At 72.0% G+C, this 23,317-nt stretch carries 19 protein-coding genes; 12 read left to right on the top strand and 7 right to left on the bottom strand.

All coding sequences use genetic code 11. The annotated features are described in order from the left end of the window. The first annotated feature begins 52 nt into the window (after positions 1 to 52). The 6 genes from fdh to I3V78_RS03690 all read left to right on the top strand — a co-directional run bounded on the left by fdh (position 53) and on the right by I3V78_RS03690 (position 9,014). Entirely contained in the window at positions 53 to 3,307 is a 3,255-nt protein-coding gene (gene fdh / locus I3V78_RS03715; RefSeq protein WP_204484939.1) for a formate dehydrogenase, read from the top strand. A 6-nt stretch (positions 3,308 to 3,313) separates the two neighbouring features. Continuing rightward, positions 3,314 to 4,111, top strand: a complete 798-nt coding sequence (locus I3V78_RS03710) for a 4Fe-4S dicluster domain-containing protein (protein ID WP_204484938.1) — start codon at positions 3,314 to 3,316, stop codon at positions 4,109 to 4,111. Next, positions 4,108 to 5,235 (top strand): NrfD/PsrC family molybdoenzyme membrane anchor subunit, encoded by a 1,128-nt coding sequence (gene nrfD, locus I3V78_RS03705; RefSeq protein ID WP_204484937.1) that lies wholly within the window; start codon positions 4,108 to 4,110, stop codon positions 5,233 to 5,235. The genes I3V78_RS03710 and nrfD overlap by 4 nt, the downstream gene beginning before the upstream one ends. Before the next feature lie 204 nt (positions 5,236 to 5,439). Then, complete coding sequence (locus tag I3V78_RS03700) at positions 5,440 to 7,290, top strand: protein kinase domain-containing protein (RefSeq protein WP_204484936.1); 1,851 nt, start codon at positions 5,440 to 5,442, stop codon at positions 7,288 to 7,290. Between the two features lie 51 nt (positions 7,291 to 7,341). Further along, positions 7,342 to 8,073, top strand: a complete 732-nt coding sequence (locus tag I3V78_RS03695; RefSeq protein ID WP_204484935.1) for a hypothetical protein — start codon at positions 7,342 to 7,344, stop codon at positions 8,071 to 8,073. A gap of 98 nt (positions 8,074 to 8,171) precedes the next feature. After that, positions 8,172 to 9,014 (top strand): ankyrin repeat domain-containing protein, encoded by an 843-nt coding sequence (locus I3V78_RS03690; RefSeq protein ID WP_204484934.1) that lies wholly within the window; start codon positions 8,172 to 8,174, stop codon positions 9,012 to 9,014. Here I3V78_RS03690 and I3V78_RS03685 read toward each other — a convergent pair. Beyond that, on the bottom strand, positions 9,011 to 9,562 hold the full coding sequence (locus I3V78_RS03685; protein ID WP_204484933.1) for a hypothetical protein: 552 nt from the start codon (positions 9,560 to 9,562) through the stop codon (positions 9,011 to 9,013). The two genes, I3V78_RS03690 and I3V78_RS03685, sit on opposite strands and share 4 nt — an antisense overlap. A gap of 169 nt (positions 9,563 to 9,731) precedes the next feature. Between I3V78_RS03685 and I3V78_RS39810 the strand changes: the two genes are divergently transcribed. From I3V78_RS39810 to I3V78_RS03670, 3 genes are all read left to right on the top strand, one after another. Further along, positions 9,732 to 10,652: a peptidoglycan-binding protein gene (locus tag I3V78_RS39810; protein WP_204484932.1), complete on the top strand. Its 921-nt coding sequence runs from the start codon at positions 9,732 to 9,734 to the stop codon at positions 10,650 to 10,652. Between the two features lie 331 nt (positions 10,653 to 10,983). Then, complete coding sequence (locus I3V78_RS03675; protein WP_204484931.1) at positions 10,984 to 12,087, top strand: esterase/lipase family protein; 1,104 nt, start codon at positions 10,984 to 10,986, stop codon at positions 12,085 to 12,087. A 75-nt stretch (positions 12,088 to 12,162) separates the two neighbouring features. Beyond that, complete coding sequence (locus I3V78_RS03670) at positions 12,163 to 13,203, top strand: hypothetical protein (RefSeq protein WP_204484930.1); 1,041 nt, start codon at positions 12,163 to 12,165, stop codon at positions 13,201 to 13,203. A gap of 1 nt (position 13,204) precedes the next feature. Here I3V78_RS03670 and I3V78_RS03665 read toward each other — a convergent pair whose 3' ends face one another. Further along, entirely contained in the window at positions 13,205 to 14,140 is a 936-nt protein-coding gene (locus tag I3V78_RS03665; protein ID WP_204484929.1) for a sigma-70 family RNA polymerase sigma factor, read from the bottom strand. Between the two features lie 117 nt (positions 14,141 to 14,257). Here I3V78_RS03665 and I3V78_RS03660 point away from each other — a divergent pair, with 117 nt between their 5' ends. Together I3V78_RS03660 and I3V78_RS03655 are read left to right on the top strand one after the other, a co-directional pair. Beyond that, positions 14,258 to 18,313, top strand: coding sequence for a bifunctional serine/threonine-protein kinase/formylglycine-generating enzyme family protein (locus tag I3V78_RS03660; protein WP_204484928.1), 4,056 nt, complete (start codon positions 14,258 to 14,260; stop codon positions 18,311 to 18,313). Between the two features lie 142 nt (positions 18,314 to 18,455). Next, positions 18,456 to 19,379 carry an ADYC domain-containing protein gene (locus tag I3V78_RS03655; RefSeq protein WP_204484927.1) on the top strand — a complete coding sequence of 308 codons (924 nt, stop codon included), beginning with the start codon at positions 18,456 to 18,458 and terminating at the stop codon, positions 19,377 to 19,379. A 4-nt stretch (positions 19,380 to 19,383) separates the two neighbouring features. On the opposite strand, the gene I3V78_RS03650 is transcribed toward I3V78_RS03655, so the two are convergent. Continuing rightward, positions 19,384 to 20,238 (bottom strand): SDR family oxidoreductase, encoded by an 855-nt coding sequence (locus tag I3V78_RS03650; protein WP_204484926.1) that lies wholly within the window; start codon positions 20,236 to 20,238, stop codon positions 19,384 to 19,386. Between the two features lie 106 nt (positions 20,239 to 20,344). On the opposite strand from I3V78_RS03650, the gene I3V78_RS03645 reads away from it, so the two are divergent. Continuing rightward, positions 20,345 to 20,773, top strand: coding sequence for a winged helix-turn-helix transcriptional regulator (locus I3V78_RS03645; RefSeq protein WP_204484925.1), 429 nt, complete (start codon positions 20,345 to 20,347; stop codon positions 20,771 to 20,773). Positions 20,774 to 20,786: 13 nt separating this feature from the next. Here I3V78_RS03645 and I3V78_RS03640 read toward each other — a convergent pair whose 3' ends face one another. The 4 genes from I3V78_RS03640 to mobA form a co-directional block, all read right to left on the bottom strand. Next, complete coding sequence (locus tag I3V78_RS03640) at positions 20,787 to 21,569, bottom strand: SDR family NAD(P)-dependent oxidoreductase (protein ID WP_204484924.1); 783 nt, start codon at positions 21,567 to 21,569, stop codon at positions 20,787 to 20,789. Between the two features lie 106 nt (positions 21,570 to 21,675). Next, complete coding sequence (locus tag I3V78_RS03635; RefSeq protein ID WP_204484923.1) at positions 21,676 to 22,164, bottom strand: SMI1/KNR4 family protein; 489 nt, start codon at positions 22,162 to 22,164, stop codon at positions 21,676 to 21,678. Further along, positions 22,161 to 22,658: a hypothetical protein gene (locus I3V78_RS03630; protein ID WP_204484922.1), complete on the bottom strand. Its 498-nt coding sequence runs from the start codon at positions 22,656 to 22,658 to the stop codon at positions 22,161 to 22,163. The genes I3V78_RS03635 and I3V78_RS03630 overlap by 4 nt, the downstream gene beginning before the upstream one ends. A 7-nt stretch (positions 22,659 to 22,665) precedes the next feature. Further along, complete coding sequence (gene mobA / locus I3V78_RS03625; RefSeq protein ID WP_204484921.1) at positions 22,666 to 23,298, bottom strand: molybdenum cofactor guanylyltransferase; 633 nt, start codon at positions 23,296 to 23,298, stop codon at positions 22,666 to 22,668. Between the last annotated feature and the right edge of the window lie 19 nt (positions 23,299 to 23,317).

Raw genomic sequence — 23,317 nt, 5'->3', positions numbered from 1 at the left:
TCCTGTACTCGCGTGTACACCTTCGTCGTGACGTCCCGGGAGGAGCGCACCCATGGGTATCTTCAAGCGGCTGTCTCGCTGGCCCCTCTTGCGGCAGTTGCGCCACCGGGACGCGCTGGGACTCGGCCACACGGCGATGACCGAGCGCAGCGAGACGCTCGCGCCGCGCACCGCCCGGGCGGACAAGGTCGTCCAGTCCATCTGTCCCTACTGCGCGGTGGGCTGTGGCCAGCGCGTGTACGTGAAGGACGGGAAGATCCTCGACATCGAGGGCGACGAGGACTCGCCCATCTCGCGCGGTCGGCTGTGTCCCAAGGGCAGCGCCAGCTTCCAGCTCGTCACCGGCACGCACCGCGAGCACCACGTGCTCTACCGGCGTCCGGGCGCGGCGGCGTGGGAGCGCATCCCCCTGCACAAGGCCATGGACATGGTGGCCGAGCGCGTGAAGAAGACGCGCGACGCCACGTGGCAGGCCAGGACGGACGCGGGCGAGGTGGTCAATCGCACGCTCGGCATCGCGCACCTGGGCGGCGCCACCCTGGACAACGAGGAGAACTACCTCCTCAAGAAGCTGTTCACGGCGGGCCTCGGCATCGTCCAGGTGGAGAACCAGGCTCGAATATGACACTCCTCCACGATCCCCGGTCTGGGGATCACGTTCGGTCGAGGCGGTGCCACCAACTTCCAGCAAGACCTGGCGAACTCCGACTGCATCATCATCCAGGGCAGCAACATGGCGGAGTGTCACCCGGTGGGTTTCCAGTGGGTGATGGAGGCCAAGGCGCGGGGCGCCCAGGTCATCCACGTGGATCCGCGCTACAGCCGCACGAGCGCGGTGGCGGACGTGCATGTGCCCATCCGCGTGGGCACGGACATCGCGTTCCTCGGGGGCCTGGTCCACTACATCCTGGAGCAGGAGCGCTACTTCCACGACTACGTGGTGCACTACACCAACGCGTCCACGCTCGTGGGCGAGGACTACCAGGACACGGAGGAGCTGGACGGGCTCTTCAGCGGCTATGACCCGGAGAAGGGCCGCTACACGCCCCACACGTGGCAGTACGAGGGCCTGGACGGCGTGGTGCCCGCCGCGGGCCACAAGGAGATCTTCGCCGAGCCGGGCGCCGGGAGTGACGGCAAGCCGCGCGGCCCGCACATCACCGAGGTGAAGCGCGACCCGACGCTGAAGCATCCGCGCTGTGTCTTCCAGGTGCTCAAGCGGCACTTCGCGCGCTACACGCCAGCCGTGGTCGCGCGCATCTGCGGGGTGCCCGAGCCCCTGTTCCTCCAGGTGGCGCGGACGCTGTGTGACAACTCGGGCCGCGAGCGCACGAGCGCGTTCGCCTACGCGGTGGGCTGGACGCAGCACTCGGTGGGAGTGCAGTACATCCGCACCGCGGCCATCATCCAGCTCTTGCTCGGCAACATGGGGCGGCCCGGCGGCGGCATCATGGCCCTGCGCGGCCACGCCACCATCCAGGGCTCGAGCGACATCCCCACGCTCTACAACCTGCTGCCCGGCTACATCCCCATGCCGCACGCGCCCGACGCCCAGCGCTTCGCGCAGTACGTGCACAACAACCAGGCGGACAGCGGCTGGTGGAGCAACTTCCCCAAGTACATCGTCTCGCTGCTCAAGGCGTACTACGGCGAGGCCGCCACGAAGGCCAACGACTATGGCTTCCACTGGTTGCCCAAGCTCACGGGGGATCACTCGCACATGACGACCGTGGCGGACATGGCCGACGGCAAGGTGCGCGGCTACTTCGTGCTCGGCGAGAACCCCGCGGTGGGTTCCATGAATGGCGCGCTCCAGCGCAAGGGGCTGCAGAAGCTCGAGTGGCTCGTGGTGGGGGACCTGGCGCTCACCGAGACGGCCGAGTTCTGGCGCACCGCCCCCGAGGTGGTGCGCGGCGACGTGCGCCCCGAGGACATTCAAACCGAGGTGTTCTTCTTCCCGTGCGCGGCGCACACGGAGAAGGAGGGCTCGTACACCAACACCCAGCGCCTGGTGCAGTGGCGCCACAAGGCGGTGGAGCCGCTCGGGGAGTGCCGCAGCGACCTGCACTTCATCCATGACCTGGGCGTGCGGCTCAAGGCGCTCTACGCGGACTCCCCCGAGGAGAAGGATGAGGCGCTGCGGGCCCTCACCTGGGACTACCCGCTCAAGGACGGGGAGCCGGACGCCGAGGCGGTGCTGCGGGAGATCAGCGGCCAGCGGGTGGCGGATGGCGCGCCGGTGAAGGGCTTCTCCGAGCTCGCCGACGACGGGAGCACGACGTGCGGCTGTTGGATCTACTCGGGCGTGTACGCGGACGGGGTGAACCAGGCGGCGCGCCGCAAGCCGGGGCGGGAGCAGACGTGGGTGGCGCCCGAGTGGGGCTGGGCGTGGCCCGCCAACCGGCGGCTGCTCTACAACCGGGCCTCGGCGGACCCCGAGGGGCGGCCCTGGAGCGAGCGCAAGAAGTACGTCTGGTGGGACGCGCACCAGGGGCGCTGGACGGGCGAGGACGTGCCCGACTTCATCGCGGATCGCCCGCCCTCGTATGTCCCGGACAAGGACACGTGGGGCGTGGACACGCTCGCGGGGACGGATCCGTTCCTCATGCAGGCGGACGGCAAGGGGTGGCTCTTCGCGCCGAGCGGCATGGTGGACGGGCCCCTGCCCACGCACTACGAGCCGCTGGAGTCGCCGGTGCCCAACGCCCTCTACGGGCAGCAGTGCAACCCGGCGCGCTACGACTACCGGCGCCGCGACAACCCGGCGCACCGGGCGTGGGCGGATCCCCGCTATCCCTACGTGCTCACCACCTACCGGCTCACCGAGCACCACACGGCGGGCGGCATGTCGCGCTCGCTCGTGTGGCTCAGCGAGCTGCAGCCGGAGTTGTTCGTCGAGGTGTCGCCGGAGCTGGCGGCCGAGGTGGAGCTGGAGAACGGCGGCTGGTGCACGGTGACGACGGCGCGCGGCGAGGTGGAGTGCCGGGTGCTGGTGACGGAGCGCTTCCGGCCACTCCAGGTGGACGGACGCCAGGTGCACCAGGTGGGCATGCCCTACCACTGGAGCTACACGGGGCGGGTGACGGGCGAGACGGTGAACGATCTCACGGCCTTCACGGCCGACCCGAACGTCTCCATCCAGGAGTCCAAGGTGCTCACGTGCGGCATCCTCCCGGGGCGGCGCAGCCGGGGCCGGCGCGCGGCGTTCGGGTGGACGCCGCCCGCGCTGCCTCCGGGCGTGTTGGAGGAGCCGCGGGACAAGGAAGGCGTGGGGCCGCCCACGGCCCAACCCCAGCAGGAGGAGTGACGCGCCATGGGACAGAAGGGCTTCTTCACCGACACCACGCTGTGCATCGGGTGCAAGGCCTGCGAGGTGGCCTGCAAGCAGTGGAACCAACTGCCCGAGGACGGCTTCCAGCTCACGGGCATGTCCTATGACAACACGGGGCACCTGGGGGCCTCCACCTGGCGGCACGTGGCCTTCGTGGAGCGGCCGGTGCCGCTGCCGGGGCAGACCGTGGGGCTGCTCGACTTCTCGTGGCTGATGAGCTCGGACGTGTGCAAGCACTGCCAGCGCGCCGGGTGCCTGGAGGCCTGTCCCACCGGGGCCATCATCCGCACCGAGTTCGACACCGTGTACGTGCAGCCGGACGTGTGCAACGGCTGTGGCTACTGCGTGACGGCGTGTCCCTTCGGCGTCATCGATCGGCGCGAGGACGACGGACGGGCGTGGAAGTGCACGCTCTGCTACGACCGGCTGGGCGAGGACATGACGCCCGCGTGCGCCAAGGCCTGCCCCACGGCCTCCATCCAGTACGGGGACGTGGACGAATTGCGCGACCGGGCCCAGCTGCGGGTGAAGGCCCTGCACGAGAAGGGCTGGGAGGCGGCGTACCTCTACGGCGCGGACGCGGAGGCCCAGCCGGGCACGGGCGGGCTCAACGCCTTCTTCCTGCTCGTGGACAAGCCCGAGGTCTACAACCTGCCGCCCGACCCCGTGGTGCCGACGATCAAGGGCCGCGAGTCGTGGAAGGCCGCGGGCTGGGGCGCGCTGGGCATGGCGGTGGTGGCGCTCGGCGCGGTGCTGCTCGGGCGGGAGGGCCGGTCATGAAGCGGCGGGATGGGCGTGACATCAACCCCCTCTTGGGCACGCTCGAGGGCGAGGGCGCCCAGCAGCGGGTGAAGCCCCGGGAGCTGCCGGACACGCCCGAGGCCCGGGTGCACACGCGGCCCACCCAGTCGGGCGCGGCGTCCCCGGACGCGCCGAGCTACTACGGCCAGCCCGTGCTCAAGGCGCCGGTGTGGATCTGGAGCGTGCCGCTCTACTTCTACGTGGGCGGGACGGCGGGCGCGGCGAGCGTGCTCGGCGTGGCGGCGGAGCTCGCGGGCGGCGAGAAGCTCCGGGCCCTCGGGCACCGCTGCCGGTGGGTGGGCGCCGCGGGGGACCTGGTGAGCGCGGGGCTGCTCATCCACGACCTGGGCCGCCCCGAGCGCTTCCTGTACATGCTGCGCGTCTTCCGGCCCACCTCGCCCATGAGCCTGGGCACGTGGATCCTCTCCGGCTCGGGGGCCTTCAACGGGCTCGCGGCGCTGCTCTCGGGGCGGACGGGAGCGCTCGGGCGCGTGGGGGACGTGGGGGACGTGGCGGCGGTGGGCGGCGGGCTGCTCGGCATGCCGCTGGCCGGGTACACGGCGGTGCTCATCACCAACACGGCGGTGCCCCTGTGGCAGGCGGTGCACAAGTCCCTGCCCCTGCTCTTCATGGCCTCGTCGGTGGCGGGCGCGGGCAGCCTCCTGCGGCTGCTCCCCCATCGCCCCGAGGAGCGGCGGGTGCTGCGGGTGTTCAGCGCGGTGGGGCTCGGGGCGGCGCTGCTCGCCGAGCGCGCGGTGGCGCGGGACGCCGGGCGCGTGGCCGAGGTGGCGCGGCCCCTGCGCGAGGGCTGGACGGGGGCGCTGTGGACGGCGGCGCGGGTGTGCACGGCGGCGGCGCTCGGGGTGGGCCTGTGGCCGGGCCGGCGGCGCGAGACGACCGAGCGCGTGGCGGCGGTGCTCGGCACGGCGGGGGCGCTGCTCACGCGCTTCGCCCTGTTCCACGCGGGCAAGGCCTCGTCGCGCGACGCGCAGGCCACCTTCCAGGGCCAGCGCCAGGGCCTGGGCGCGGCGGAAGTCGTGCCGGGCCAGACGCACGCGTCGGACGGACGGCCGCTGCGCTTTCCCCTGCCGGTGGTGCGCTAAGCCCCCAACATCCCCGGCCCGGCCGGGGGCGGAGTGTCCGCCAGTCGGCAGCGCGCGGGCCCAGCAGTGAACCCCGTGTGCCGGCGGACCTGTGCCCACACGGCCGGGTCATGGAAGATGATCCTTCAGCGCGGGGGGATGTGCCGGGGGGGCACGTTCCCCGGGACCTCCCACGTCCGCCCCGACACCGTCCGCCACATGCCCATGCCCGCTCCCAATTCCGCGCCGCGACGGACCGATGTTCCGGACACCCTGCTGGGCTCGTGCCTGGGCAGCTTCCGCCTCACCCGCAAGCTGGACCAGGGCGGCATGGGGACGGTGTACCTGGGCGAGCACGTGGGCATCGGCAGCCGGGTGGCCATCAAGGTGCTCCACCCCCGCCTGGCCACGTCCCCCCAGGTGCTGCGCCGCTTCCACACCGAGGCGCGCGCGGTGAACCTCATCGGCCACGAGAACATCGTCAACGTCATCGACATCCACCCCGAGCCGCCCCGGCCCTATCTCGTGATGGAGTACCTGGAGGGCGAGCCCCTGTCGGCGCTGCTCGCGCGGGGCCCGGTGCACCCCGAGGTGGCCATCGCCCTGCTCACCCAGGTGTGTGACGCGCTGGAGGCCACGCACGCGCGGGGCATCGTCCACCGGGACTTGAAGCCGGAGAACCTCTTCCTGGTGCGGCGCGGCCAGGGCCCGGCGTTCGTGAAGGTGCTCGACTTCGGCATCGCCAAGCTCTTGGACGCCGAGGAGCGCGGCACGGACACGGCCGAGGGCACCATCATCGGCTCGGCGGACTACATGTCGCCCGAGCAGTCCCGGGGCGAGGCGGTGGATGGGCGCTCGGACCTGTACGCGCTGGGCGTCATCGCCTACCGGCTCGTCACCGGGCGGCTGCCCTTCGAGGAGAAGTCGCTCACGGCGCTCCTGCTCGCGCACCAGTCGCGCACGCCGGAGAGCCCGAGCCGCGTGCGGCCCGACGTGCCCGCGGCGCTCTCCCACGTCATCCTCCGGGCGCTGGCGAAGGACCCGGACAACCGCTACCCGAGCGCGTCCACGCTGCGCGGGGCCCTGCAGGTGGCGCTCGCCCAGGGCCTGGCCGCGGCGGGCCCGGCGCGCACCCCGCCGCCCCTGAGCACCTTCGTGCTGCGGCCGGCGCTGGCCCTGCGGGTGCGGGTGGCGCGCGCCGAGCCGGGCATGGCCTGCGAGTGGCTCAACTGCTCGGAGCTCACGCGCGCGGGGCTCTTCCTGTGCACCGAACAGGGCCTGCCGCCGCTGCTCTCGCGGGTGACGGTGGCGTTGGATCATCCGGACGGGGAGCTCGCGTGCGAGTGCGAGGTGGTGCGGCACGTGCGGCCGGACGAGGCGCGCGCCTGGAGCATGGCGCCCGGCTTCGGCGTGCAGCTCGTCTCCCCGTCCATTTCCTTCAAGGCGGCGGTGGCGCACCTGTTGCTCGGCCAGTCGCTGGACACGCTCGTGCCGCCCATCGACCCGGCGGCGGAGGCCGAGGTGGAGCGGGTGCTGGCGCCCTACCGGGAGCGGGGCACGGAGGACCTGTACACGGTGCTGGCGCTGACCGAGGACACCGGCTGCGAGGAGCTGCGGCTGCGCGCGCGCCGGGCGCACGGGGCCCTGGAGCGGCTGCTCGAGCGGCCCATCTCCCCGGTGCTGCGCGCCCGGGTGGACGCGGTGCTGGAGCGGGTGCGCAAGGCGGCGGACACGCTGGGCCACCCGCGCCACCGGGCCGCGTACGACGCCGAGCGGGGCAACTTCCAGGGCGTGGTGCGCTGCCTGTCCGCGGGGCTCACGCTCTCGCAGTTGGAGGAGCTGCGGCGCGACTTCCTCGCGCGCCACCCCCACACCCAGGTCTCGCTGCGCGCCCACCTCGCCCGGGCCGAGGCCCACCAGCGCGCGGGGCGGCTGGAGGCGGCGCGCGAGGCCTACGAGCGCGCCCTGCTGCTCGACCCGCTCGCCCTGGAGGCGCTGCGGCAGTACCTCACCGTGTGTCGGGCGCTGGGCACTTCCGGCGGCCCGCAGCCGGGGGACAAGCCGCCCGGGACGTGAGCGGATTCGCGGGGCGCCCCGGGCCGTGCTCTCCTGGGGCCCCGAGGTGACATGACGCCCCCGCCCGAGTCCGCTTCCGCCTCCGCTTCGCTTCTCGAGTCCCTGCAGCGCGTGGCCCCCTTCGCGGTGAGCGCGGGCCTCACGCCGCTCATCCCCGTGCCCTTCCTGGACGACTACGCGCTGCGCCGGGTGCGCGAGGCCCTGGTGCGCGACCTGCTCGACGAGCGTGCCCTGACGGCCCCACCGGACACGGTGGCCACGCTCGCCGGCCGCCACCCGCGCCAGGGCAGCCGCGTGCAGCAATTCCTCGCCAAGGTGGCGCTGATGCCGGTGCGGCTGATCGCGCGCAAGGGCTACCGCCGCGTGCTCACCGCCCTGTGGGTGAAGGACTGCGTGGACATGGCCTCCGTGAGCCTGCACCACGGCCACCTCTTGCGCCACGCGCTCGCCCGGGGGGACCTGACGCCGGAGACCCTCGCCACCCCGGACGCCGCGCGGCGCGTGCACGCCGCCATCCTCGCCACCTGCCAGGAGGTGGACGCGCGCCCGGTGAACCAGGCCCTGCGTCGGCTCCTCGCGGGCAGCCGGCTGGTGATCCAGGCCCTCTCGCGGGTCCTCGAGAGCCCCGGCGGCAAGGCCCCGGCCGCCCCGGATGACGCGAGCGCGCGGGCCTCGCTCGCGGAGGAGCTCGCCGCCGTCCTCTGGGAGCAGGAGGGCTACTTCCAGGCCCTGGAGCGCCGCTACCAGGGCCACTGGGACGCCAGCACCCCGTCCCGGCATTAGACAAACCCGTCCTTCCCGTTTGACGTTTTAATCCCGGAATACGCGGATTCATGGCAATGTAGGAAGGACTCAACCCTTCCCCCCGGATGGGATACATCGTGGCCAACCTGATTGACGCAGTGCGCCTGGGAGACGTGTCCGTGGTGGAAGCGCTGCTCAAGCGCGAGCCGCGCGCCCTGGGAAGAGGTGATGCCCAGGGGATGACGCCGCTCATGTGGGCGGCCTGGAACGGCGCGGTGGAGGTGGTGAAGCTGCTGCTCCTGCAGGGGGCCTCGCCGTCGGTGCGGGACACGCGGGGCGCCACGGCGCTGGTGCTGGCGGCGGAGCGGGGCCACCTCGAGGCGGCGCGCCCCCTGTTGCCCATGGCGGACGCGGCCGAGCGGGGCGAGGCCCTGCGGCACGCGGTGGGCGCGGGGCAGCGGGTGGTGGCCACGTGGCTCCTGGACGAGGGGGGCGCGGCGCTGGAGTACGGCGGCGAGGAGGGCAAGACGCCGCTGACGTGCGCGGTGCTCGGGGGCCACTCGGCGCTGGCGGACGAGCTGCTGCGGCGGGGCGCCAGCGTGCGCGCGCTCAGCACCACCTTCCTGCCCTTCGAGAACCGGCGCGACGTGGGCTGGACGCCCCTGCACTACGCGGCGGACCGGCGGCACGCGCTGCTCGTGCAGCAGCTCGTCGACGCGGGCGCCCCCGTGGACGCGGCCAGCGGCGAGGGCACCACGCCGCTGATGCTCGCGGCCCTGCGGGGAGACGAGGACAGCGTGCGCGTGCTCCTGCTCGCCCACGCCCAGCCCCTGCGCCAGGACGTCCGGGGCGCCACGGCGCTGTCCCTCTCGCGCCTGCACGGCAAGCCCCACATCACGCAGCTGCTCGAGCACCCGATGGAGGAGGCCCCCGTGGCCCGGCCTCCGTCCGACGGCGCGCCGGACAACCGCACCGCCTAGTGCAGCAGGCCGCCGGAGCCGAGGCCCGAGTCCCCGTCGTCCTCGTCCGGCGACGGGTGCGTCACCCGGGAGATGGCCTCCTTGAAGTATTCCAGCGAGCGGCGCAGCCGCGCGTCCATCTCCACCGACGGGCTGTCCGCGCGCGCCAGGCACAGCGTCACCGCGCGGCCCGTGAGCGGCTCGTCGCCGGGCTCCAGCACGGCCTCCTCCGCCGCGCCGAACACCAGCCAGTCCTTGCGCCAGAGCGCGTCCAGCTTCTGCCCGAAGTAGGCCTCCATCTCCTCGCGCAGCGACTCGGGCAGGCCCGGCACGTCGCAGAACTCCAGGCAGTCTCGCAAGAAGCGCGCCACCAGTGCGTTCTCCTCCGCCGCGTCCGCGTCCGCCGTCGGCTCCTCGTGCGAGAAGTTGCACGCCATGGCGCCGTCGAGCAGCCGCGCCAGGTCCTCCCCGCACGTCACCAGCCCCAGCCGGGGCGCCGCCTCCACCCCCTCGTCCTGACGCAGGAAGGCCTCCCCCGCCAGCAGCTCCTGTCTCTTGCCCTTGCCCACGTTCCCCTCCCGGAAACCCGACCCCAAGGACCTCCAGCGTACAGGCACCCTCCCACGCGTCCAGCCCCTTTCTCCCCCTCGCCGGAAAAACAAGCCCCCCCGGCAACTTCTTTTCGCGGCTTTCGAGAATAGGGCCAGTTGGTTCTCAGACGAAAGTGAGTCCGCCCCCATGGTCGCCATCGCTCGCAGCGCCCCCACCACCGCCCTTCGCACCCTGGCGACCGCCGCGCCCCCCACGCTGCGCGAGGGCGCCAAGGGCGCCTCGGTCACCACGCTGCAGAACAAGCTCAAGGCGGCCGGCTTCAACCCCGGCGCGGTGGACGGGGCCTTCGGGCCCAAGACGACCGCCGCGGTGAAGGCCTTCCAGAAGGCGCGCGGCCTCGCCGCCGACGGCGTCGTCGGCCCCAAGACGTGGAGCGCCCTCAACGCCGCGGGCGCCTCCTCGGGCGGCTCCGGCCCCACGCTCAAGAAGGGCGCCACGGGCGAGGCCGTCCGCGCGCTGCAGAACCGCCTCAACCAGCTCGGCCACAACGTGGGCGCCGCCGACGGCTCCTTCGGCCCCAAGACCGAGGCCGCGGTGAAGGCCTTCCAGAAGTCCCACGGCCTCACCGCCGACGGCGTCGTCGGCCCCAAGACGTGGGACAAGCTGGGCATCAAGGTGGGCGGCGGCTCGGGCACCACCCCCACGCCCCCCGCGGGCGGCGGCCGCACCGTCACCGGCTACGTCAACGGCGTGCCGCGGCAGATCAACCTGTCCAAGGTGCCCAACGGCAAGGAGATGCGCTCGGACGCGGCGGCCGCCTTCAACCGCATGCACGCCGCGGCGGCCCGCGCCGGCATCAACCTGCACGTCAACAGCGGCTTTCGCTCCATGGCCGAGCAGCAGGAGCTCTACCGCAAGTACCTCAACGGCACCGGCAACCTCGCCGCCAAGCCCGGCTACTCCAACCACCAGGGCGGCATCGCCGTGGACATCAACGTTGGCGGCACCGGCACCTCCACCTACAAGTGGCTGGCCGCCCACGGCGCCGAGTACGGCTTCAAGCGCACCGTGCCCTCCGAGCCCTGGCACTGGGAGTACCGGCCCTGAGCCGGTGTCCGCGCCTCGGACACCCCCTGTCCTGACTCAGGACACCCCCCGGGGGGCCTAACCCCCTGGTTTTCGTACCGTCTCCGCTTCTTGGACGCGCCGGGTGGAGCATCCATGCTCCACCCGCCCACAGGTGACGCGACGCGTCGTCCTGGCGGGGCCGACGCGGGAAGTCTGGCGTGGGAATTGCTGAACGGGGCCCTCCAGGGCGTCTTCCGACCCGGCGTCCCCCTCCCCACCGTCACGAGCCGCCCGTCACGCCCGCCCCGGCCCATGGGGACCTCCGCGCCGCGCGGGGGTCTTCCAGGGCCCACCCCAAGGAGCTGTCCGCATGAAGAAGATCCTCACCCCCCTGCTGCTCGCGCTGTGCGTGCTCGGTCTCGGCACCCCGGCCCAGGCGGGAGCCTCCAAGACGAAGTACCCCGTCGTGTTCGCCCACGGCCTGGGCGGCTTCGACGACCTGCTCGGCTACAACTATTGGGGCGACGACTACGGCATGTTCGTCGGCACCACGTGCAAGTCCGCTTGGACGTGCAACGACGACCTCGACTACAACCAGCAGTCGTTCGCCGCCGCCGTGCAGCCCATGCAGAACTCCGAGGCGCGGGGCCTGGCGCTCGCCAACGCCATCGAGGGCTACATGGCCAGCGTGGGCGCCACGCGCGTCAACCTCATCGGCCACTCGCAGGGCGGCCTGGACGCGCGCAAGGCGGCCAAGGTGCTCTACCAGCGCAAGGGCTACACCGTCGTGTCCGTGCTGGTGAGCGTGTCCTCGCCCCACCGCGGCTCGCCCGTGGCCAAGTACATCCTGGACCTGAAGCCCGGCGTCACCAACGTCATCGCCGCCCTGGCCGAGTACTACGGCAACATCGTCTACGGCGCGGGCAATGACGGCTACGCGGCCGCCAAGCAGCTCGTCTACAACGACTACAGCGCCACGGACGGCATCACCACCGGCGCCAAGGCCTTCAACCTCAACAACCCCATCGATGCGCGCTACGCCTCGCGCTACGCCTCGCTGCTCACCGCCCAGCGCGGCGCGAGCGTCAATCCCGCCCTCTACCTCGTCAAGAAGTACTTCTACGACATCGACGGCAACGGCTACTGCGTGGACGACTGCGACAACGACGGCGCCGCCGGCAAGGGCAACGGCAACGCGGACGAGGACGACGACGACGGCCTGGTCGGCATCAACTCGCAGCAGATGGGCTTCCGGCTCAAGTACACCAACAACGCCTTCGTCTTCGACTCGGTGGTGGACGACAAGGCCATCCCCTACCTCGCCGACATCAACAACCCGTCCTCCCTGCAGATGACCTCCGGCTCGAGCGTCATCAACCAGGACCACGTGGACGTGGTGGGCGTGGGCCCGGACACCTTCGACGAGCCCGAGTTCTACGCCGCCATCTTCCAGTACATCAGCGGCTTCAACTAAGGCCGCTCGCTCGCTCTCCTGGAGAGGCCCCCCCCCATCGCGCGCGGGGCCTCTCCAGGAGTAGCCTCGGGCTCCATGAACCGTCCCAAGGCGCCCCTGCTGCTGGCCCTCGCCCTGCTGCTCGCGGGCGCCGCCGTGCTCGTCTCCCGCCCGATGAGCGAGCGCCTGGGGCCCCCCGCCACCTCCTCCGCGCCGACCGCCCCGTCCCCGGCCGCCGCCGCCGCGCCCCGCACGCGCGCGCCCCTGGCGCCGGACGCGGCCGAGGCCCTGCCCACCGGCGAGGCCCTGGTGGAGGCGCTGCGCACGCGCTACGGGGCGCGCCTGAATGACCCTCACGTGCAGATGCGCATGCTCGAGCAGCTCATGCGCCACTTCCAGCAGCGCTACCCCACGGGCTGGGAGGAGCCATTGCTCGCGCTCGTGCGGCAGGCCTTCCCCGAGCTGTACGAGGAGCTGGCCCTGCGGCTGCGCCAGCGCGTGGCCTATGGCCAGTGGATGGAGACGCACCAGCAGGCGCTGCGCGAGCGGCCCGTGGCCGAGCGCCGCCAGGCGGTGTGGGAGCAGCGCCACCAGCTGTTCGGCGAGGAGACGGCGCGCCGCATCTGGGCCGCCGAGCTGCGCAACGAGTCGGTGACCAACGCCCTGTCCATCATCGACGCCCTGCCCCAGGAGGGCGTGCCCGGGCGCCTGGAGCGCTACAAGCAGAGCCTGGCGCAGACCTTCGGGGACGAGGCGCCGGGCTACCTGCAAGCGCACCAGCAGGAGCTGATGGACCGCTTCCTGGAGCTGGGCTCGGTGCAGCGCGAGCTGGGGGCGATGACGCCCGAGCAGCGCGCCGAGCACCTGCGCACGGTGCGCCAGGGCATGGGCCTGGACGAGGAGGCGCTCGCGCGCTGGAAGGAGCTGGACACGCGGCGCGACGCGCGCTGGGCGCTGGGCGAGCAGTACATGGCCGAGCGCGCGGCCCTGTCCGTCCAGCACACGGGCGCGGACCTGGAGGCGCGCCTGGGTGAGCTGCGCGCGCGCTACTTCGCCGACGAGGCCCAGACGCTCGCCGAGGAAGAGGCCAGCGGCTTCTACCGCTTCGGCGAGCCCAGGCAGTGGGGCCGCAACTGAGCTAGTTCTTCTTCTTCTTTTTCTTCTTCTTGGGCAGGTACCAGGGCGCGTGTTTGCGCCGGAGCCTGAGCGTGAGTCGCGGCGGACTCCGCGAGCAGGGCTTGCGATACCGGGGCCCGCGCAACACCTGACTCAGGCGCATGTCCATCTGGCTGCGCAGGGACAGCAGCAGGCTCTCGAAGCTGTCGGAGCTCAACCCCAGACGCCGCTGGAGCAGCGCCTTGACCTGCTCGAAGACCTCACCGTAGACCCGCTGCAGGGCGCGCCAGACGGTCGTCTGGTGCTTGCCGAACACCTTGGCCAGCGCGGGTGTGCTCATGCCCCGCTCGAAGCTCAGCCGCAAGAGCAGCCGGTCCTCGGCGGGCAGGGCGTCGAAGACCTCGCGCAGGGCCTTGAGGAACTCCGGCCGGAACTTCTCCCGGATGAGCGCCTGCTCCGGAGACGGACCGGGGGCCGGCCGCGCCGCGAGGATCTCCAAGACATCGTCGGGCAACTCGCGCCCCGTCTCGAGGATCTTGTACGCCATGCGCACGGCGATGACATACAACCAGCTCGTCAACGAGCCCTCCCCCTTGTACATGCACAGCCGGGGAGGCGTTCCCATCAGCAGATGGACGCGCAAGCGCTGAAGGAGTTCCGCGCGTTGCTCGTCCGAGAGGTTCAAGTGCCGGAGCTGTTCCGGCACGCGGGCGAGGTACACCTCCTCCAACACCTTGAGCGCGGTGGCATCGCCCGTCCTACACCACGCGCAAGTGAGGAACAGGGCTCGCAGGTCCAGGGACCCGAGCAGCTCGGGTGTCAGCGGCTTGCCGCGATGCTTCTCGCGAACACAGGCCTCGTACTCCTCGAAGGAAAGTTTTATCTCGGGCCACTGTTGACGCGCGAGCTCCCAGGCCGCCCGAAGGATCTCCCTTGCCCTCTCGTCATCGCTCGACACGCTCGACAACCTTCCTGGGTCGAGCCTCCGCATGAATCCTTCCGGGCCGGCCTCTCCCAAGATGGACAGTCATGTCCCGACCCGTACCGTTGTGACGGGAAAATCATACCCCCAGTCATGAGCCAAGCCATTTCATCCAGCCCCCACCTCACCGACGACCTGCTCACCGCGCTGGTGGACGGACAGCTTTCCGACGCTGAACGCACGGCCTTGCACCTTCATGCCGAGCAATGTGTCTCATGTCGTGGACTGCTCGCCGCCGTGGTGGGCGGGAGTGCGCAGGACCCGTGGGAGTTGGTCGGCCTGGACAGTCCGGAGACGTGGACGCCTCCTCCGGAATTCGGTGGGCTGCGTCTGGAGCAGCTCCTGGGTCGTGGGGCCATGGGCGTGGTGTACCGGGCCCGGGACGTGGCGTTGGATCGCCGGGTGGCGGTGAAGTTCATCGCCATCGCCCGGCCGGACGGGGACGCACGCGCGCGCTTCACCACCGAGGCCCGGGCCATCGCGCGCATGCACCACCCCAACGTCGTCACGCTCTTCAGCCAGGGCGAGGTCGAGGGCCATCCCTACCTCGTCTCGGAATACATCCAGGGTCGCACGTTCGCGGAGCTGGAGCGGCCCCTGCACTGGCGGCGCGTGCTGAGCCTGGGCGTGCAGCTCGTCCGGGGCCTCACCGCCGCGCACCAGCACGGCGTCCTGCACCGCGACCTCAAGCCCTCCAACGTCCTGCTCACCGACGCGGGCGAGGTGAAGCTCATCGACTTCGGCCTGGCGGAGCTGCTCGATCCGGTCACCTTCGCGCGCGCCGCCGGCAAGCGGAGCCTCGCCGGGACCCGGCGCTACATGGCCCCCGAGGTCCTGGGCTTCCGCTCGGCCACGCCCCGCAGTGACGTGTACGCCGTGGGGCTCATCCTCGAGGAGCTCCTCCTGCGCCCGGACGCCCCGGCCTCGCGCGCCCTTCCCGAGCACGTGCCCGACCTCGCGCCGGGCTTCGCCACCCTCATCGAGCGCTGTCTGCGCGAGCAGCCCCAGGAGCGCTTCGGCTCGGCCGAGGCCCTGCTGCGCGAGCTGGAGCGGCTCGACGCGCCCGCCCCCGAGCGCCATCCGGGCAACCCCTACCGGGGCCTGGCCCCCTTCGAGGCCGAGCACCGCGCGAGCTTCTTCGGCCGCGAGGACGACGTGGACCGCGTGCTCGAGCGCCTGCGCTACCAGACCCTGGTGCTCGTCGCCGGGGACTCGGGCGTGGGCAAGTCCTCGCTGTGCCGCGCGGGCCTCGTGCCCCGGGTGGCCCAGGGCGACCTGGAGCTGGGCGCGCGGATGTACACCTGCGTCACGCTGACCCCCGGCCGGCGACCCCGGGCGGCGCTCGCCGCCGCGCTGGCGCCCGTGCTCGACCGCACGGAGGCGGAGCTCGACACCGTGCTCGCGCACACGCCCGAGCAGCTCGGTCGGCGACTGCGCGAGGGGCACCTGCGCGGCGCGGGCCTCCTGCTCTTCGTGGATCAGCTCGAGGAGCTGCTCACCCTGGCCGAGCCGACCGAGGCGGTGGCCGTGGCGCGGCTGCTCGGCGCGTTGAGCCTGCCGGGCCAGGGCGTGCGGGTGCTGCTCACGGTGCGCGGCGACTTCCTCACCCGCCTGGGCGCGCTGCCGGGCCTGGGCGAGGCCGTGGAGTCCGCGCTCTACCTCTTGCGGCCCCTGCGGCGCGAGCAGATGGAGCGGGCCGTGGTCGCGCCCGCGCGCGCCCGGGGCGTGGACTTCGAGTCCGAGGACCTGGTGCGGCGACTCGTCGAGGAGGCGACGAAGGACAGCGGCGGCCTGCCCCTGCTCCAGTTCACCCTGGCCGAGCTGTGGGCGCGACGGGACGCCGAGCGAGGCCTCTTGCGCCAGGCGGACCTCGACGCGCTGGGCGGCGTGGCCGGCGCGCTGTCCCGCCATGGCGACGAGGTGCTCGCCCGCCTCACGCCCGGGCAGCATGCGCAGGCGCGCCAGTTGCTCGTGCGGCTCGTGACGCCCGAGGGCACCCGCCGCGAGCGCGGCGAGATGGAAGTGCTCGGCGCGGACCCCGACGCCCCGGCCGCCCTGCACGCGCTCGTGCAGGGGCGCCTCTTGCACACGCGCACCCGCCCCGAGGGCGCGCACTATGGCCTCGCCCACGAGTCCCTCATCGAGCGGTGGCGGACGCTGCGCGACTGGCTGGACGAGGACGCGGGTCGGCGCGCGCTCGTGCACCGGCTGGAGCTGGCGAGCGCCGAGTGGCGGCGCATGGATCACGCGCGGGACACGCTGTGGCGGGGCCGCCAGCTCGACGAGGTCCGCGCGCTGGAGCCCTCGCGCCTGGCCGAGCCCGAGCGACACTTCCTGCTCGCCTCCCGGCGGGCCCTGTCGCGGCGGCGGCGCGCGCGGGTGCTCGGGGGCGTGCTCGGGGTGGTGGGACTCGCCGCGCTCTATGGCGGGTGGCGGCTGTCGGAGTGGTGGGACGTCCAGCGGCTGTCCCAGGAGACGACGCGAGCGGCGCTGGCCACGCTCCAGGACGAGGCCCCCCGCCTGGCGCGGCAACAGACCCTGCGGGAGTTCGACGCCCAGCCCCCGGACGCCGCCCACGACCTGAGCGACATGGACCGGCGGCGCCTGGCGGAGCGACGTTGGACAGACACCCTCGCGCGGTATCAACGGTCCGCGGACGCCCTGGATGAAGCCCTCTTCGCGCTGGATGTCGCGCTGGAGCGCGTCCCGGGACACGCCGAGGCGCGACGACAGCGTCTCGTGCTTCTCGCCGAGCGCATCGTCCTCTCCGAGGACTTCCATCAACCCCACGACGCGGTCCGCCAGCGCTTCGAGCGGCTCTCGGCCTCGGATGCGACCTGGCGGGGGTGGCTGACCCGACCCGCCCGGCTCCACCTCACCACCCACCCCTCGGGCGCCCGGGTGGAGGTGCTGCGTTACGTCACGGATGCCGAGGGCCGCATGGCGCTCGCCGCCAGCCCCGCGCACACGGGGGTGACCCCCTTGCACGCCGTGCCCTTGCCTCCGGGCGCCTACCACTTGCGCATCACCCACCCAGGGTCCGAGACGTTGGACTATCCCGTCCTGCTCAAGCGCGACGAGGACACGCGGCTCGACCAGACACTGCCCGCGCGACCCCCCGAGGGCCTTGTCTACATTCCCCCCGGCTGCTTCTTCATCGGCGGCGCGGAGGCGGAGGACATCCGCGTGTTCATGAAGAGCGCGCCCTTGCACGAGCACTGCCTGACGCAAGGCTATTACATCCAACGCGATGAGGTGACCTTCGGCGACTGGGTGGATTACCTCGAGGCCCAACCCCCCAGCCATCCCGATCGCGCGCTGTTCGCGACGATCCCGGATGCCGGCAACGATGGCTTCACCCTGGATCCCGACCCTCGGGGCGGCTGGCGATTCACCTTCCGGTGGGAGGGACAGCTGCTCGTGTCGGACGCGCGGGGCCTCCTCGCGAACCCCGTTCGCGCCGACATGCAGAAGCGCGCCTGGGCCCTCGCGGCGGGGCTCGTCCCGTTCGCGCCCCCCGAGCGACCCGCGCCCTGGGAGACGCCGACGCCGCCCTCGCCGCTGCGCGTCCCCGGGGGCCCATGGTTCGAGACCTCGGGGTACCGCCCGCGGGACTACCACGCCATCCAGCGCTGGCGCCGCCTCCCACTCGCGGGGATCTCCTCGGATACCCTCCATCGGGGTCTGGAGCCAGACTCCACGGACGTGGGGTATCTGAAGTGGCTGGACAGCACGGGCCGGCTGCCCGGCGCGCGCCTGTGCGGCGAGCTGGAATGGACGCGCGCTGCCCGAGGCGCCGACCCCCGCCGCTACCCGCATGGCAATCGCTTCCATGTCGACGACGCCAACATCGACGCCACGTACGACCGGACCCCGGGAGCCTTCGGTCCCGACGAAGTGGGCCTGCATCCGGCCTCCACCAGTCCGTTCGGCGTGAGGGACATGAGCGGCAACGCCTACGAAACCACGCGGGCCTGGACCCGGGATCTGGGAGCCGACGGGGACGTCTTGCTGGGCGGGGCCTGGTACTACGGGACCGAAGCGACCCACATCGCCAGCCGGCAATACAGCAATCCCAGCCAGGCCTACCCCCTGATGGGCGTGCGCCTGTGTGGCACCCCACGCTCCACCCCGCGCACCGGGCCCTGATGCATAGGCGGCGGATACCGCCGCTCTTACGGGAAGAGCGCTCGTTGAACCCTCAACGCGCTCGCTGTCTCAAGTCCCGGAGAGGCCCTCGATGCGTAGCGCTTGGATTCTGGTTGGCTGTGCCCTTTCATTCACGTCCACCTTGAGCGAGGCGGCGGCGAAAGACTCGCTCCCCTGCCAGGACAGGAGCCCGACGCGCTCCCACTGGCCCCAGGGCACCCTGCTGTGGGGCAGCACGCAGCTCGCCGCCACCCAGCCCATGAGCACCGTGCTCGCGTCCGTGAAGCTGGACGGTGCACGGACGGTCGACGAGCAACCCCGGCGCCTGCGCTTCCCGAACGACCATGAAGTCCCCGCCCTCGCGCCCCTCACCGTGCTGGACGGCGCGTCCAGCGATGGAAAGCCCGTGGAGGTCGCCGTCTGCGACGCCCAGGGCTCCGGAGGCGCGACGCGGTATCGACTCGAGCTGCGGGTGAAGGGCAGCGCGGAGTGGACCAACCCGTGCGTGCCCGGCGGCCAGAGCCAGGCCTCGTGGGCCCTCGCGGTGCGCGGCGTGTGGGACGCCACCGGCGCGCGGCAGGAGAACGCCAAGGCCTTCACCTTCGCGTGCGAGCAGGGCGCCATCGCCAAGTGCGCGCAGTGGGGCTACAAGCCCTGGAACGCGGAGCACGTGGACCTGCACCAGGCCTGCACGCGCATGGCGCGGGCGGACTACTGCGGAACGGGCCGCTCGCACACGTGGAACGACAACGTTGTCGACCTGTACGACAGCACGGGCGTGGTCCAGCGCGAGACGCGGGAGAGCCCCGACTTTTCCCCCGCCAAGGCCACCTTCGAGAGTTCGTGGTCGCCCGACGGCGCCACGTGTCTGGCGCGTACGCGCAAGGGCGAGCCGATCCAGGCCATCCTCGATGAGTGCCCCAAGCGCTTCGTGCCGGGCGCGATGGACTTCGGAGGCGGTGACGTCTGCACCCACGTGCGCAAGGAGCAGTCGGTCAAGCGCGGCAAGGGCACGTGGCTCAACACCCGCTCCTACCCGCCTCCGATGAAGGCCACGCACCCCTGACGCCTCAGCGCTCGAGCGTGGCGCCCAGCGCCGCGGCGAGCGGCGTGGTGGGCCGGCCGATGAGGTGGCTGAGCGTGTGCGAGCCATCGTTCAGCGCGTCCCGCGAGGACTGGACGCTCGAGTCCACGAGGATGCGCGCGAAGCCCTCGGGCACACCGGCCCCCACGAGCACCCGCTCGTACTGCTCGGCGGGCAGGTCCTGGTACACGAGGGGCTTGCCCGTCTGCCGCGCCACCTCGGCGGCGAACTCCGACAGGGAGAAGGGCGAGTCCCCCCCCAGCTCGTAGACCGTGTTCTCGTGGCCCGGCGTGGTGAGCACCTGAATGGCGGCGGCGGCGTAGTCCGCGCGCGTGGCGGCGGCGATGCGGCCCTCGCCCGCGCTGCCCACCAGCGCCCCGTGCGCGAGCGCCGGCGCGAGCCCCACCGTGTAGTTCTCGATGTACCAGCCGTTGCGCAGGAAGACGAAGGGCACGCCCGAGTCGCGGATGAGCCCCTCGGTGGCCTTGTGCTCGGCGGCGAGCGCCAGGGGCGAGGTGTCCGCCCGGAGGATGCTCGTGTAGGCGATGAGCCGCACGCCCGCCCTCCGGGCCGCCTCCACCACCGCGCGGTGCTGGGCGACGCGCTGGCCCACTTCACTCGACGAGATGAGCAGCACCTTGTCCACGCCCTGGAAGGCGGCGGCGAGCGACTCCGGCTGGCCGTAGTCGGCCTGGCGCACCTGGACGCCGCGCGCCGCCCAGGCCGAGGCCTTGTCCGGGCTGCGCACCGCGACGGCCACCTGCCCGGCGGGCACCTTCTCCAGCAACCCCTCGACGACGAGACGACCGAGCTGACCCGTGGCACCGGTGACGAGAATCATGACGTGGACCTCCAGAAGAACAGGGGAGTGAGGCGTTGGACTCGACACTCACCCTAACGCCGTCACCTACTGTTGGTAAGTACCCACTTTCGGGTAAGCTACTCCCATGGCGGAAAGAAAGAAGCCCGGCGCCCTGGCGCGGGCGGTGAAGCAGCACGCGGCGCGGCGGGAGCGGGGTGACCTGTACGCGCCCCTGTGTCCCTCGCGGGGAGTGTTGGAGCACGTGACGAGCCGCTGGGGCGTGCTGGTGCTGGTGGTGTTGATGGAGGGCACGCGGCGCTTCAGCGAGCTGCGGCGCGAGGTGGCCGGCGTGAGCGAGAAGATGCTCGCGCAGACGCTCCAGGCGCTGGAGCAGGACGGCTTCGTGCTGCGCGAGGTGTACCCGGTGATTCCGCCGCGCGTGGACTACAGCCTCACGCCCATGGGCCTGGAGGTGGCCGAGCACGTGAGCGGGCTGGCGGACTGGATCGAGGAGAACATGGCCCGGGTGCTGGAGGCGCGGACGCGCCACCCGCCCAAGCCGGGCAAGGGCTGAGAAGCCGAGGGGCTCAGCGGGCGGTGTAGCCGCCGTCCACGACGAGCTCCGAGCCGGTGACGTAGCGCGAGGCGTCCGAGGCCAGGTAGAGGATGGCCTCGGCGATGTCCTCGGGCTCGCCCATGCGGCCCATGGGGGCGGAGGCCTCCAGTTGCTTCCAGGCCTCGTCCTCGCTGCCCACCTTGTCGACGAAGCCCTTCCACCAGTCGGCGGTCTGCCAGATGGGGGTGCGCACGCCTCCGGGCAGCACGCAGTTGACGCGGATGCCGTCCTGGGCGCACTCCATGGCCACGGCCTTGCTGAGCGTGCGCACGCCGCCCTTGCTGGCCGAGTAGGCGCAGGTGCCCGGGCTGCCCACGAGGCCGGACACCGAGGACACGTTGACGATGGAGCCCCCGCGCTTGCCCAGGCGCATGGTGCGCACGGCGTACTTGGTGCCGAGGAAGACGCTGTCCAGGTTGACGGCGAGCTGCTCGCGCCACTCGCCGAGCGACAGGTCGGTGACGGCGCGCGAGGTGGCGGTGCCCGCGTTGTTCACCAGGATGTCCAGGCGGCCATGGGACTCGTAGATGCGGCTCATGACCTTGTTCCAGGCCACCTCGTCCGTGACGTCATGCAGCAGGAAGAGGCCGTGGCCGCCGGCGGCGCGCAGCTCCTGGACGACCTGCTCGCCCGAGCCGGCGATGTCCGTGAGGATGACGCGTGCGCCCTCGCGGGCGAACAGCAGGGCCGTGGCACGGCCAATCCCCGATGCCGCCCCCGTGACGAGGGCCACCTTGTCCTTGAGTCGATCCATGGGCGGGGGCGTACCTTACCCGGGTTTCTGTTTTTCCTGGGCCTGAAAAAGGCGACTCCGAGCGCAATTCGACACCCACTCGCGCGCACACCCGAACCGCATCCGCTCACGTGTCGAGGCGGGTGCAACGCAGACTCGCCATGAAGGCGGAGAAGGACGCGGCGATCACGAGGAAGTCCTCCACCTGGAGCACGCCGTCGGCCTCGCGCTTTTCCAGACAGGCCTGGCCATGGTGGAGGACCTTGCCGTGCCGGGGCCCGCCCACGCCGAGGTAGTACTTCGCGGGACCCACGGAGACGGCGATCGGCAGGAGCGATGGCGGAAAGTCCCAATCATCCCGGACCGTGAGGTACTGCCGCTGGAGTCCGTAGCGCCTGGGATCCCGGGACAGGCCCAGGAAACACGCGACGTCGTGCGTTTCGGACTCGGCGTCGAACTCCAGGGAATGGCCATCCTCCACCGCGCCACCGTTGCACGCGGCGAGGAAGTCCCGGTAGTCACGCGGCAGTTCGGCGCCCAGCTCTTGTTCGAGCGCGCGCAGGTCCTCCTCGGTGCAGCGCTCCGGGTTCGGTTCGAGGCGCGCGGGAAGACTCATGGGGCCACCGCGTCACGCTCCGCGCGAATAGCGACGCGCCCCGCGTTCACGACATCGATGGAGCGGTACACGAGCTCCGCCCGGAAGCACTGAGGGAGCACCTGGCCCGGGGAGTCCATGAACAGGAAGAGGCTCACGTCCTTGCCGTACCAGGCGCCCGGGGCGAGTTTCAGGACGTGCTCGGGCTGACGCGTGGGGGCCATCACGTCCATGACCACGTAGCCCAGGGCCCTGCCCGTATCGCACGCGATGACGTCATCCAACTCCAGGGAGATGGGCTCGATGATGCGCGTGTCCACGAGCAGGGCCTCCTTCGTGGACCCGATCAGCAGCCGCCCCTTCACGGTCTCTCCGTCGAAGGAGAGGGTCTTCCATTCCAGCGTGGCCTGGGTGAAGTCGCCCTGATGGGGGGTCACGTCGCGGGAGCGGAAAAGCCCGCCCGCGCAGCCCGTCAGCAGCAGGAGCAGCGCGGCACTTCGCGAAGTCCGAGTCATCCGCCCACTATGGCTCCGGCATCCGCGCGGCGGAAGACACCGTGACGCCGTGGCGCACGAGATCCTCCGGCGTGTTCACGCTCACCACCGTCCGCAATTCGGGATCCACCGCCCGGAGCGCGTCCTCGGGCAACAGCCGTGTCTGGCATTGGGCGAGCAGCGCGCGCAAGGACGGCTCGCCCGCGCGCAACGCCTCGCCCCACGGAGCGGCCAGGGACTGGCGGTACACGGCCAGGAGCGGCTCCACCCGGCCCGCCACCGTGAAGGCCACCGCGTCCACGTCCGGGCCTCGCGCCCCGAGCAGCACCCGCACCGCCGCCTCGGTCACGAAGGGCATGTCGCACGCCACCGCCAGCACCCACGCCGTGTGCGCCGCCTCCAGCGCCGCGTGCACCCCGCCCGGCGCCCCCCGCTCGGGCACCCCGTCCCCCACCGTGCGCACCCCGAAGCGCGCGTAGGGCCCCGGCACGTTCGCCACCAACACCACGTCCCCCATGAGCGCCCCCAGCGCCAGCACCCGCTCCACCACCGGGCGCCCCTCCACTTCCAAGAGCCCCTTGGCCACCCCCCCCAGGCGAACGCCCCGCCCCCCGGCGATCACCGCCAGTGTCACCTCCTGGAACTCCGCGCCCTCACGCATGGTCCGTGCTCCTCACTCC

The organism is Archangium primigenium (genome assembly GCF_016904885.1).
In the GTDB taxonomy this organism is placed as follows: Bacteria; Myxococcota; Myxococcia; order Myxococcales; family Myxococcaceae; genus Cystobacter; species Cystobacter primigenius.
Note: the sequence above shows the minus strand (reverse complement) of the source record. Positions and strands in the feature narration are given on the sequence as shown.